The sequence below is a fragment of the Vibrio cortegadensis genome, assembly GCF_024347395.1.
In the GTDB taxonomy this organism is placed as follows: Bacteria; Pseudomonadota; Gammaproteobacteria; order Enterobacterales; family Vibrionaceae; genus Vibrio; species Vibrio cortegadensis.
In genome coordinates, this window is sequence record NZ_AP025472.1 from 1 (window position 1) to 12979 (window position 12979).

The 12979-nt window shown below is 43.4% G+C and carries 11 protein-coding genes; 7 read left to right on the forward strand and 4 right to left on the reverse strand.

From position 1 onward, the window contains the following. From dnaA to OCV39_RS00025, 5 genes are all read left to right on the forward strand, one after another. Positions 1-1407, forward strand: a complete 1407-nt coding sequence (dnaA, locus tag OCV39_RS00005) for a chromosomal replication initiator protein DnaA (protein WP_017054309.1) — start codon at positions 1-3, stop codon at positions 1405-1407. A gap of 26 nt (positions 1408-1433) precedes the next feature. Further along, complete coding sequence (gene dnaN, locus OCV39_RS00010; protein WP_261888675.1) at positions 1434-2534, forward strand: DNA polymerase III subunit beta; 1101 nt, start codon at positions 1434-1436, stop codon at positions 2532-2534. Positions 2535-2541: 7 nt separating this feature from the next. Next, complete coding sequence (gene recF, locus OCV39_RS00015) at positions 2542-3621, forward strand: DNA replication/repair protein RecF (protein ID WP_017054307.1); 1080 nt, start codon at positions 2542-2544, stop codon at positions 3619-3621. Between the two features lie 18 nt (positions 3622-3639). Then, positions 3640-6057: a DNA topoisomerase (ATP-hydrolyzing) subunit B gene (gene gyrB, locus OCV39_RS00020; protein WP_261888676.1), complete on the forward strand. Its 2418-nt coding sequence runs from the start codon at positions 3640-3642 to the stop codon at positions 6055-6057. Positions 6058-6561: 504 nt separating this feature from the next. Further along, positions 6562-6999, forward strand: coding sequence for an Hsp20 family protein (locus OCV39_RS00025; RefSeq protein WP_261888677.1), 438 nt, complete (start codon positions 6562-6564; stop codon positions 6997-6999). 87 nt (positions 7000-7086) lie between these two features. On the opposite strand, the gene OCV39_RS00030 is transcribed toward OCV39_RS00025, so the two are convergent. The 3 genes from OCV39_RS00030 to glyQ form a co-directional block, all read right to left on the reverse strand. After that, on the reverse strand, positions 7087-8337 hold the full coding sequence (locus tag OCV39_RS00030) for a valine--pyruvate transaminase (RefSeq protein WP_113798224.1): 1251 nt from the start codon (positions 8335-8337) through the stop codon (positions 7087-7089). Between the two features lie 292 nt (positions 8338-8629). Then, positions 8630-10696, reverse strand: coding sequence for a glycine--tRNA ligase subunit beta (glyS, locus tag OCV39_RS00035; RefSeq protein WP_261888678.1), 2067 nt, complete (start codon positions 10694-10696; stop codon positions 8630-8632). Between the two features lie 2 nt (positions 10697-10698). Then, positions 10699-11619: a glycine--tRNA ligase subunit alpha gene (gene glyQ, locus OCV39_RS00040; RefSeq protein ID WP_017054302.1), complete on the reverse strand. Its 921-nt coding sequence runs from the start codon at positions 11617-11619 to the stop codon at positions 10699-10701. A gap of 403 nt (positions 11620-12022) precedes the next feature. Here glyQ and OCV39_RS00045 point away from each other — a divergent pair, with 403 nt between their 5' ends. Next, positions 12023-12280: a hypothetical protein gene (locus OCV39_RS00045; RefSeq protein WP_017054301.1), complete on the forward strand. Its 258-nt coding sequence runs from the start codon at positions 12023-12025 to the stop codon at positions 12278-12280. An 81-nt stretch (positions 12281-12361) separates the two neighbouring features. Here the strand turns inward: OCV39_RS00045 and tusA are convergent, their stop codons facing one another. Continuing rightward, on the reverse strand, positions 12362-12613 hold the full coding sequence (tusA, locus tag OCV39_RS00050; protein ID WP_017054300.1) for a sulfurtransferase TusA: 252 nt from the start codon (positions 12611-12613) through the stop codon (positions 12362-12364). 141 nt (positions 12614-12754) lie between these two features. On the opposite strand from tusA, the gene OCV39_RS00055 reads away from it, so the two are divergent. After that, positions 12755-12940 (forward strand): hypothetical protein, encoded by a 186-nt coding sequence (locus OCV39_RS00055; protein ID WP_261888679.1) that lies wholly within the window; start codon positions 12755-12757, stop codon positions 12938-12940. Positions 12941-12979: the final 39 nt, after the last annotated feature.

Sequence of the window (12979 nt, forward strand, 5' to 3'; positions counted from 1 at the left end):
GTGTCATCTTCGCTTTGGTTGCAATGTTTGCAACAGCTTCAAGAAGAGCTACCAGCAACAGAATTCAGCATGTGGGTTCGTCCGTTACAAGCAGAGCTCAATGACAATACTCTTACTCTATTTGCACCTAACCGTTTTGTACTGGATTGGGTTCGCGATAAGTACCTGAATAATATTAACCGCTTACTTCAAGAGTATTGCGGTAATGATATCCCGAGCCTGAGATTTGAGGTCGGTAGCCGCCCTGTGGCAGCAGCACCGAAACCTAAGCCCGTACGCTCTCAAGCGGATGTTGCGGCAGAATCTTCAGCGCCAGCTCGAATGCAAGCTCGCAGACCTGTGCATAAAACGTGGGATGATGAATCTGAGGTGATCAATATTAATCACCGCTCGAATGTGAATATTAAGCATAAGTTTAATAACTTCGTGGAAGGTAAATCGAACCAGTTGGGTTTAGCAGCAGCGCGTCAGGTATCGGATAATCCTGGTACGGCGTATAATCCACTATTTCTTTATGGTGGTACCGGTTTAGGTAAGACTCACTTATTGCATGCCGTCGGTAATGCCATTATCGACAACAAACCGAATGCAAAAGTTATCTACATGCATTCAGAGCGTTTTGTTCAGGATATGGTGAAAGCGCTGCAAAATAATGCGATCGAAGAATTTAAGCGCTACTACCGTAGTGTTGACGCATTATTGATCGATGATATCCAATTTTTCGCTAATAAAGAGCGTTCTCAAGAAGAGTTCTTCCATACATTTAACGCTCTGCTTGAAGGCAATCAACAAATTATATTAACTTCTGACCGTTATCCTAAAGAGATAAACGGGGTAGAAGATCGCTTAAAATCTCGCTTTGGTTGGGGCTTAACGGTTGCTATCGAGCCACCAGAACTAGAAACACGCGTGGCAATTTTAATGAAAAAAGCGGAAGACCATCAGATTCATCTGGCGGACGAAGTGGCTTTCTTTATCGCTAAGCGTTTGCGTTCTAATGTACGTGAGTTAGAAGGTGCGTTAAATCGTGTTATCGCCAATGCTAACTTTACTGGCCGCCCTATCACCATTGATTTTGTTCGTGAAGCACTGCGTGATTTACTCGCGTTACAAGAAAAACTCGTGACCATTGATAATATTCAAAAAACAGTCGCTGAGTATTACAAAATCAAAGTTGCTGATTTATTATCTAAACGTCGTTCACGCTCTGTGGCACGACCTCGTCAACTGGCCATGGCTCTAGCCAAAGAGTTAACCAACCATAGCTTGCCTGAAATTGGTGATGCGTTTGGTGGCCGAGACCATACCACGGTATTACACGCATGCCGTAAAATTGCTCAGTTGCGCGAAGAAAGTCATGATATTAAAGAAGATTATTCAAATCTAATTAGAACCTTGTCTTCTTAATTGCCCGTTATTGCTAAGAGTTAAATATGAAATTTACGATTGAACGTAGTCACTTAATCAAGCCTTTACAGCAAGTATCTGGCGCGTTAGGTGGTAGACCGACTTTGCCTATTCTAGGTAACTTGCTGCTTAAAGTAGAAGATAACGTACTGTCATTGACGGCTACCGATCTTGAAGTTGAACTGATCAGTCGCGTGACACTAGAAGGTGAATTTGAAGCGGGTACTGTTACCGTACCTTCACGTAAGTTCCTTGATATTTGTCGAGGTTTATCTGATAGCGCAGTGATCACTGTGGTATTAGATGGCGATCGTATTCAAGTACGCTCTGGCCGCAGTCGTTTCTCTTTGGCTACCTTACCTGCGAATGATTTTCCAAATATTGAAGATTGGCAAAGTGAAGTTGAAGTCACAGTGACTCAAGCTGAGTTGCGTGGCCTAATTGAAAAAACTCAATTTTCGATGGCAAACCAAGATGTGCGTTATTACCTAAACGGCATGTTATTTGAGATTGAAGGCTCAACGTTGCGATCTGTTGCAACCGATGGTCACCGTATGGCGATATCGCTCGTGTCATTAGGTGCAGACTTTGCTCAAAAGCAGATTATTGTGCCGCGTAAAGGGGTACAAGAGTTAGTGAAACTGTTAGATGCACCTGAGCAGCCAGTGACACTGCAAATCGGCAGTTCTAACGTCCGAGCTGAAGTGAACAACTATGTATTCACTTCTAAGTTAGTTGATGGCCGTTTCCCTGATTATCGCCGCGTAATGCCACAAAATACCACCAAAACTCTTGAAGCTAGCTGTGATGAACTACGTCAGTCGTTTTCTCGTGCCGCTATCTTATCGAATGAAAAATTCCGTGGCGTTCGCGTCAATCTTGTTAATAACGAGATGAAAATTACCGCCAACAACCCTGAGCAAGAAGAGGCTGAAGAGGTGTTGGATGTCACGTATGAAGGCGATGATCTCGAAATTGGTTTTAATGTTAGTTACGTCTTAGATGTATTAAATACGCTACGTTGTGATCAAGTTCGGATCTCAATGTCAGATGCGAATGCCAGCGCCTTAGTTGAAAATGCTGAAGATGATAGTGCGATGTATGTAGTTATGCCGATTCGTCTGTAACGTACAAATGCCTTTAACGCGTTTAATCGTCAAACAGTTTAGAAATATTGAAGCCTGTGATATTCAACTATCATCAGGCTTTAACTTTCTTATAGGCCCGAATGGAAGCGGAAAAACCAGTGTGCTTGAAGCCATTTATCTGCTTGGCCATGGCCGTTCATTTAAGAGCTCTCTAACGGGGCGAGTCATTCAAAATGAGTGCAGTGAACTCTTTGTTCATGGTCGTTTTATGACCTCTGATCAATTTGAGCTACCTATTGGCATAAATAAACAGCGTGATGGCTCAACAGAGGTTAAAATAGGCGGTCAATCTGGGCAGAAGTTAGCACAGTTAGCACAAGTATTGCCTTTGCAATTGATTCATCCCGAAGGTTTTGATTTACTTACCGATGGCCCTAAACACCGTCGTGCATTTATTGACTGGGGTGTGTTTCATAGTGAGGTTGGTTTCTATGAGGCGTGGGGGCGAGTTAAGCGTTTAAGTAAGCAGAGAAACGCATTACTGAAAACTGCTCGTGATTACCGAGAACTCAGTTACTGGGATCAAGAACTCGCGCAATTGGCTGAAAAAATCAGTCAGTGGCGTTCAGATTATGTAGAGCAATTAAAGGTCGTGGCCGAAGAAATCTGCCGCACGTTTTTGCCTGAATTTGATATCCAGTTAAATTATTACCGTGGGTGGGATAAAAATACACCTTACGCCGAAATTCTTGAAACGAATTTTGAACGAGATCAGCAACTTGGTTATACCTTTAGTGGGCCAAATAAAGCGGATCTTAAGATAAAAGTGAACGGAACACCTGTAGAAGATGTTTTGTCACGCGGTCAGTTGAAGTTAATGGTTTGCGCGTTGCGTGTAGCGCAGGGACAGCACTTAACTCAAGTGACAGGAAAGCAATGTGTTTATCTTATCGATGACTTTGCTTCCGAATTAGATAGCCAACGTCGTGAGCGCCTAGCGGACTGCTTAAAAAAGACGGGGGCTCAGGTTTTTGTAAGTTCTATCACCGCCAGCCAAATTGCAGATATGCATGATGAAAACAGTAAGATGTTTCATGTGGAACATGGCAAAATAGAGCATAGTTAATTAGTGAGAGAGTAATTCATGTCAGATAATTACGATTCATCGAGTATTAAAGTACTGAAGGGTCTGGATGCCGTTCGAAAGCGTCCAGGAATGTACATTGGCGACACGGATGATGGTACCGGTCTGCACCACATGGTATTTGAGGTGGTGGATAACTCAATCGATGAAGCGTTAGCAGGCCACTGTAATGACATTATCGTCACGATCCATGAAGATAATTCAGTCTCTGTGAGCGATGATGGCCGTGGTATTCCGACTGAAATTCACGAAGAAGAAGGTGTGTCGGCCGCTGAAGTAATCATGACGGTTCTCCATGCGGGCGGTAAGTTCGATGATAACTCTTATAAAGTATCGGGTGGCTTGCACGGTGTAGGTGTTTCAGTTGTAAACGCACTTTCAAAGCAGGTTGACCTTACTATTCATCGTTTAGGTGAAACGCATCAACAAACCTATTGTCATGGTGAGCCTCAAGCGCCACTAGCCGTAACGGGTAAAACAGATGCAACGGGTACTAAGATTCGTTTTTGGCCAAGTGAAGATACGTTCACTAATGTTGAATTCCACTACGAGATTTTAGCGAAGCGACTACGTGAATTATCATTCTTGAACTCTGGCGTTTCCATCAAACTCGTTGATGAACGCGAAGAAGATAAAATGGATCACTTCAGGTATGAAGGTGGTATTCAGGCGTTCGTTGATCACTTAAACACCAACAAAACCCCAATCATCCAGAAAATCTTCCACTTCGATTTTGAACGTGAAGATGGCATCACCGTTGAAGTTGCAATGCAGTGGAATGATGGCTTCCAAGAGAACATCTACTGTTTCACCAATAACATTCCACAGCGAGATGGTGGTACTCACCTTGCTGGCTTCCGTGCGGCATTAACGCGTACGTTGAACAGCTTCATGGATAAAGAAGGTTTTTCTAAGAAAGCAAAAGCATCCACTTCTGGTGATGATGCTCGTGAAGGTTTGACGGCTGTTGTTTCGGTAAAAGTGCCGGATCCTAAGTTCTCTAGCCAAACTAAAGATAAATTAGTTTCTTCCGAAGTGAAATCTGCTGTTGAATCAGCAATGAACGAAAAACTGGCTGAGTTCCTGATTGAGAACCCAACTGAAGCTAAGATTGTTTGTTCTAAAATTATTGATGCGGCTCGTGCTCGTGAAGCGGCGCGTAAAGCACGCGAAATGACTCGTCGTAAAGGCGCATTAGATTTAGCGGGCCTTCCAGGTAAACTTGCGGATTGTCAGGAAAAAGATCCTGCACTTTCTGAACTCTATATTGTGGAAGGAGACTCTGCTGGCGGTTCAGCCAAGCAGGGGCGTAACCGTAAAAACCAAGCGATTCTTCCACTGAAAGGTAAGATCCTAAACGTTGAAAAAGCACGTTTTGATAAGATGCTATCTTCTCAAGAGGTTGCGACGCTGATTACTGCATTAGGTTGTGGTATTGGCCGTGATGAATACAACCCAGACAAACTGCGTTACCACAACATCATCATCATGACCGATGCCGATGTCGATGGTTCTCACATTCGTACGCTGCTACTGACGTTCTTCTACCGTCAAATGCCTGAGCTAATTGAACGTGGCTACATTTATATTGCTCAACCGCCACTATACAAAGTGAAAAAAGGTAAGCAAGAGCAGTACATCAAAGATGAAGAAGCGATGGATCAATACCAAGTTTCTTTAGCGCTTGATAACGCTGAATTACACGTGAATGCAGATGCACCAGCGATTTCTGGTGAAGGTCTTGAGTCGCTTGTTCAGCAATATAATGCTGGTATTAAGCTGGTGGACCGAATGAGCCGTCGTTATCCACGCGCTCTGATTCATGAGCTTATCTACACACCACGCCTAACGGCTGAACAGTGTCATGATGCTGGCGCCGTTGAGACTTGGGGTAAAACCTTAGTTGAGCAATTGAACGCGAAAGAAGAGGGTGCAAGTCAGTACAGCTTAGAAGTTGAACAGCATGCAGAGCTTGGTCTTAACTTACCAAAAATTGTCGTTCGAACTCATGGTGTGACTCACGAATACGCATTGAGTGTAGACCTGTTTAACTCTAAAGAGTACGGCAAATTAGCGGATCTATCAGAAGCGTTACATGGCTTGATTGAAGCTGATGCTTATATCAAACGTGGCGAACGTACACAGCCTGTGGATACTTTTGTTGAAGCATTGAACTGGTTGATTAAAGAGTCTCGTCGTGGTTTAAGCCTACAGCGATATAAAGGTCTAGGTGAAATGAACCCAGATCAGCTTTGGGAAACCACAATGGATCCTGAAACTCGTCGTATGATGCAAGTGAAAATCGATGATGCTGTTGGTGCCGATCAACTGTTTACAACGTTAATGGGTGACCAAGTTGAACCTCGCCGTAACTTCATCGAAGATAACGCACTTAAAGTAGCAAACCTAGACGTTTAGTCTCTTTGATACTTCGCTCTTTCGCTTAATTTCTGTGTCAGAGGTGCTCACATACATTCGTATGCTCCGCGCCTCTTCCTTGAACTAAAACGAAATAGCTTCGTCCCAAAAAACTAAATTTTTTATTAAAAGACTGCCAGAAATGGCGGTCTTTTTTGTTTTTAAGTTACTGAAAAATATTGGATTGGAAAAATAATTGAAAATAATCCCTTGAAACTCTTTTGACCAATCCATATATCTATTTTTGAAGAGGAGACCATTCTTGCTAGATAACTAGAAGATACAGGGCCTCGGAAATCGCTGACCAACTATCGCTCATGAGAGGATACGTTTGGCAGCCCACAATTTAAAAATGATGCATGTTCATGTCCCAGAGTTGTCGCCAATTGAGGTGAAGCCAGAGGAATGAATGCTGACACTCTTAGTGGTTTACTTAGTCACTCACAGACTCGATCTAAGTAAAATTTCAACGCTAAGACTATTGCTTAATGAAAGGATAGTACTATGAGAACTGTAGATTTCACGCCCCTATACCGCAACGCTATTGGCTTTGATCGTCTGTTTAATCTGATGGAAGCGAATACGTCAAAAAATTCTTCTGGTGGTTACCCGCCGTACAATATTGAACAGCAAGATGAAAATAAGTATCGCATTACAATGGCGGTGGCCGGTTTTGCTGATGAGCATTTAGACATTACTCAGAAAGAGAATATGCTGATTGTTCGTGGTGAGCGTCAAGCCGAAGAAAATAAAAACTATGTCTATCAAGGTATTGCAGAGCGCGATTTTGAGCGTAAATTCCAATTGGCGGATTACGTTAAAGTGACTGGCGCAACAATGGAAAATGGCTTGCTGCATGTGGATTTAGAAAGAGAAATCCCAGAAGCGATGCAGCCACGTAAAATTGCAATCAATGGTAAAAATCTAATTGATAATAATTAAGTCAAACATCGAATAGATAACGGCTTTACCTTAAGCTAAGACAAGAAGAGCGCCCATTGGCGCTCTTTTCTGTTCCACAACGCTTATCTAACCTTGTTGATAAGCTTTTTCGATCTCTTCCGCGATAATATTGATGCCTTTCTGCATCATTTCATCATCTTGTACGTAGTTCATGCGTAGGCACTGATGAGCATGCTCCCAGTCATCTTCCTGACCAATAAAGAAGTATTCGCCAGGAACGATCAGTACGCCACGAGCTTTCAAACGATTGTACAGTTCCATGGTGGTAATCGGCAGTCCATCAAACCATAACCATAAGAAGATCGCACCTTCAGGCTTGTGGATCCGAAAGCGTTCATCTGGAATAGCTTGCTGTAGTAACTCGACAGCACGCAACGATTTTTGTTTGTAGAACGGTTTAATCACATCCGTGCTCAAACGCAGTAGATCGTTATTCGTAATCATATGGTTGGCGATCGCAGGGCCTAAGCTACCAGGCGCTAAACTGATGATGCCATTCATATTGGTGAGCGCTTGAGTCACTTCTTCACTGGCGATCACAATGCCGCAGCGGACACCAGGTAAGCCAAGCTTAGAAAGGCTCATACACAATATCGTGTTCTCATTCCAGAAAGGTTCGACATCTTCAAAGATAATGTTCGGAAAAGGCAGGCCGTAAGCGTTATCTATCAGTAGCGGAATATTGTTTTCGCGAGCGAGTTTGTCCAGTTTACGAACTTCTTCATCGGTCAGGACGTTGCCTGTTGGATTGGTTGGGCGAGAAGCACAAATCGCGGCAACAGAGTCATCGATTTTTAGCTCTTCGAAATCGACATGATATTTAAACTGGCGATTATCCAGCATCTCAATCTCTGGGTGGTAAGAGACAAAAATATCGTCATCAATACCCGCATCGCCATATCCAATGTATTCGGGTGCTAATGGCAATAGAATTTTCTTATGCGAGCCGTCAGGTTGTTGTCCTGCTAATAAGTTAAATAGGTAGAAGAAACCACTTTGACTGCCGTTGGTTAGGCTGATGTTCTTTTCGCTGATGTCCCAACCGTAAGTTTCTTTGAGTAATTTAGCGAGTGACTTTACGAAGGCATCTTTTCCTTGAGGGCCATCGTAATTCGCCATGGCAGCGACAAGTTCACCATTGGCGAGCATCTCTCCACTGGCTTGGCTAAAGTAATCGAGCATGGCTGGAATGGCGGCAGGGTTACCACCACCGAGCATGATGGCTCCAGGTGTGCGTAGGCCATCATTGAGGTCGTCCATTAGACGAGTAATTCCAGAATATCGATTAAACTTTTCACCAAACTTAGAAAATTGCATTACTTATCGTACCTAATTCATTAATAGTTCTTTTTATTGAGGGCTTTCCACGAGTGGAAAAGTGCTGTGTTAACTATGAACATACCGCACAAATTTTGCGACGAAAAGCACGAAAAGTTAAAAATTGAAAAAAAGGCAGAGTTACGATGAAGATAAGTGAATCGTTTGCTCCGTTTGAAATGAGACGAATATCAGAATGACACTATTTAGGAGGCTTTAAAGGTGAATGTAAGGGATGAAAAAAGGGAAGCAAAAATGCTTCCCTAATATTTTTTTGCTACGGGTGTAATGATTATTTCTGTAGAAGAGAAATATCAGCAATCTGTAGGAACAGGTTACGTAGGTTGTTCAGTAGCGTTAGACGGTTCTTCTTAAGCGCTTCGTCATCAGCCATAACCATTACGTTATCGAAGAATGCATCAACGGGTTCACGTAGGTCAGCAAGTTTGCTTAGGGCTTCTTGGTAGTTACCTGTTGCGAATGCTGGTTCTAGTGCTTCTGTCATTACTTCAACGTTTTCAGCTAGAGCTTTCTCTGCGTCTTCTTGAAGAAGAGCTAGATCGATTTCAGCTGGTAGTTCGCCATCGAATTTCGCAAGGATGTTACCTACACGTTTGTTCGCTGCTGCTAGTGCTTCTGCTGCTTCCAGTTCACGGAAGTGAGAAACGGCTTTAACACGTTGGTCAAAGTCAGCTGGCTTAGTTGGACGACGTGCTAGTACCGCTTGGATGATATCAACGCTGAAACCAGCATCTTGGTACCATGCGCGGAAACGTCCTAGCATGAAGTCGATAACGTCAGCTTCTACGTTTTCGTTGGTTAGCTTGTCGCCTAGTAGCTCTTTCGCTTTACCGATCAGATCAGTTAGGTCTAGGTTGTAGCCGTTTTCAACGATGATACGTAGTACACCTAGTGATGCACGACGTAGCGCGAATGGGTCAGAACCTTTTGGTGCTTGGCCAATACCGAAGATACCTACGATAGTGTCTAGCTTGTCTGCCATTGCGACTGCTGAAGAGATCCCCGTGCTTGGTAGGTCGTCACCGGCGAAACGAGGCATGTATTGCTCGTAAAGTGCTAGTGCTACTTGCTCGTCTTCGCCATCGTGTGTTGCGTAGTGCATGCCCATCACACCTTGCGTATCCGTAAATTCGAATACCATAGACGTCATTAGGTCACACTTAGCCAGTAGGCCAGCACGCTTAGACTTTTCAACGTCAGCATCGATTTGCTCAGCAATGTAGCCAGCAAGTTCTGTGATGCGGTCTGTTTTGTCTTTGATTGTGCCCAGTTGCTTCTGGAAGATCGCTTGGTCTAGTTCAGGTAGACGATCGATCAGCGGACGCTTACGGTCTGTGTTGAAGAAGAACTCAGCATCAGCAAGACGTGGACGTACAACCTTCTCGTTACCTTCGATTACGTGACGAGGCTCTTTAGACTCGATGTTCGAAACAAAGATGAAGTTTGGCAGAAGATTTTTGTCTGCATCATAAACAGGGAAGTACTTTTGGTCGCCTTTCATGGTGTAAACCAAGGCTTCAGAAGGCACTTTTAGGAACTCCTGCTCAAATTTAGCAGTAAGCACCACTGGCCATTCAACCAAAGAGGTAACTTCTTCAACAAGGTCATCTTCTAGGTCAGCAATACCGCCAACTGCGTCTGCTGCTTTTTTAGCATCAGCAAGGATGATCGCTTTACGCGCATCGTAATCTGCCATTACTTTACCGCGCTCTTCTAGGATCGCAGGGTACTGGTCAGCAGAGTCGATTGTGAACTCTTGTTCGCCCATGAAACGGTGGCCACGGATAGTACGAGCAGAAGCTACGCCTAGGATTTCGCCTTCAACAAGCTCATCACCTAGTAGTACTGTCAGTGTTTTCACTGGACGGATAAATTGAATGTCTGAGTTACCCCAGCGCATTGCTTTAGGAATTGGTAGGCCCGCGAGTGCTTTCGCAGCGATGTCCATTACCAATTCTTGAACTGGTTTGCCAGCTACTTCTTGTTTGAAAAGAAGCCATTCGCCTTTGTCTGTTTTCAGACGATCAGCTTGCTCAACAGTAATACCGTTACCACGAGCCCAACCTTGTGCTGCTTTGGTCGCGTTGCCTTCAGCATCGAATGCTACAGAAATTGCAGGACCACGTTTTTCAACGACTTTGTCTGCTTGGCCTTCAGCCAGTGCTGTCACTTTAAGTGCTAGGCGGCGAGGTGCTGCGTACCACTTGATGCCTTCGTGAGAAAGTTCAGCAGATTTAAGACCAGCTTCAAAGTTAGAAGCAAAGGCTTCTGCTAGAGAACGAAGTGCTGTTGGTGGAAGCTCTTCCGTACCTAGTTCAATTAGAAAATTCTTCGCCATAGTTACTTCTCCTCGCTCTTCTTACACATTGGGAAGCCAAGTGCTTCACGTGATGCGTAGTACGCTTCTGCTACCGCTTTAGTCAGGTTGCGAATACGAAGGATGTAACGCTGACGTTCTGTTACTGAAATTGCTTTACGAGCATCAAGTAGGTTAAATGCATGACCCGCTTTAAGAATGCGCTCGTAAGCTGGAAGTGGCAGTGGTTTTTCTAGTTCAAGTAGCTCTTTACACTCTTTCTCACACTGGTCAAAGAAACCGAATAGGAAATCTACGTCTGCGTGTTCAAAGTTGTAAGTTGACTGCTCAACTTCGTTTTGGTGGAAGATATCACCGTAAGTCACGTTAGAACCATCTGGTGCTACGTTCCATACAAGATCGTAAACTGAGTCTACTTCTTGGATGTACATTGCTAGACGCTCAATACCGTAAGTGATCTCACCTGTTACTGGTTTACATTCAAGGCCGCCAACTTGTTGGAAGTAAGTGAATTGAGTCACTTCCATGCCATTTAGCCATACTTCCCAGCCAAGACCCCAAGCACCCAACGTCGGGTTTTCCCAGTTGTCTTCTACGAAGCGAATATCATGCACAAGTGGATCGACACCAAGCACTTCAAGAGAGCCTAGGTACAACTCCTGAATATTATCTGGAGAAGGTTTTAGTGCTACTTGGAATTGATAGTAGTGCTGCAGACGGTTTGGGTTTTCACCGTAACGGCCATCAGTAGGACGACGTGAAGGTTGAACGTATGCCGTAGACATTGGCTCTGGGCCAAGTGCACGTAAACATGTCATTGGGTGAGAGGTACCCGCACCTACTTCCATATCCAAAGGTTGAACAATGGTACAACCGTTTTGAGCCCAATAATCCTGCAGCGCGAGGATCATTCCCTGGAAGGTTTTGATATCGTATTTTTGCATAATTAAATTCGCGCGATTCTTTTGTCTGAGTTCTGAAAATAACCTTCGATTATACGCAGATATTCAGAAAGCGAGTAGGGGCAATGTTGGTTATTTAATCAGCATGGTTCGAGTTTTCGCTGTTTTTTGATTATTTTTAGTTGAAGAGGTGGGAGTTAAAGGAAAAATCGGTTGAACTTCATTTATTCGTGAATTTTAACGCGCATCTAAAATAAGGATAAATAGAGCCTTTTTGTTGGATGAATTAAGCCTTAATGACTGAGTTATTACTGAGTAGCAAAACGAAATTTAGCTTAGATCAAAATCTCATCCGAAATCGTATTTAAGCGTGATGACTGACACACAAGTGTCACAATTGTCATGCTACTTTAATCTTAAGAGTTACAAATAGGAGGGTACGATTATGTTGACTCGCTATATGGGAATGACTCCAGAAAAACAAAGTTATCTTTTTACCGTTGGCTTAGCGTTAACTTTGTTAGGTATGGTTTTGACTGAAATGTGGTTACCTATGGTGGTTGGTTCTATTGTCATGACGGGCCTTGCTGCTGAAGCTTGGATCCGAGTCGCACATATTATTCCAATGCGTAAGGATATGCGTGAAATGCAACACCAACTCGATAAGCTTCAATCACAACTGCATAATGTTGAAAAAGAATAAAAAAAGCCGCCAGTTAGTCATATGGCGGCTTTTTCTTTGATTCTTACTGAGCTTTTTCAGTCAACGAGTCGTTAAATTTAACTACTCTTCTAATCCTTTTCTGATCAAATAGGTATAAGGCAGGCTTTCTACTTGAGCACTCACAAGTTGATGATCCATAAAGCGACAAAAACTTGGGATATCTCGCGTGGTGGAAGGATCGTCAGCTTTTACTAATAGTACGTCGCCATCCTGCATGTTGCGTATTGTCTTCCTAACCATCATTACCGGCTCTGGGCAGCGTAATCCTTCCGCTTCAAGTGTGTGAGTGGCCAGTTCCAAATTGATTGTCATGGTGATATCTCTAGTGTTTTATCGTGCTTTTGAGCTGGGAATGATACTTCTGTAGAAAAAATATGCAATAACCCTTGGCAAATCGATCTATTTGTTTTAACTTAATTAACAACCTAGTAACAATTGAGCTAAGGAGTGGCGATGTTGACTGCACTAGATAGGTTAACGATTTATTCGGTTTTATGCTTTATCTCTTTTTGTGCCTTAGTGCTTAGGTCACCAGAAGATGCGTCATTTATGCCTTTGATTGGTATGAGTGCCACAATTATTGGTATTTGGATTGAGATGCGCCGTTGGCATAGCTCTTCGGAAGAACAAGAAAACTAAATCCAAACCTGAACAACACCTTATTCCGACACTATCCCC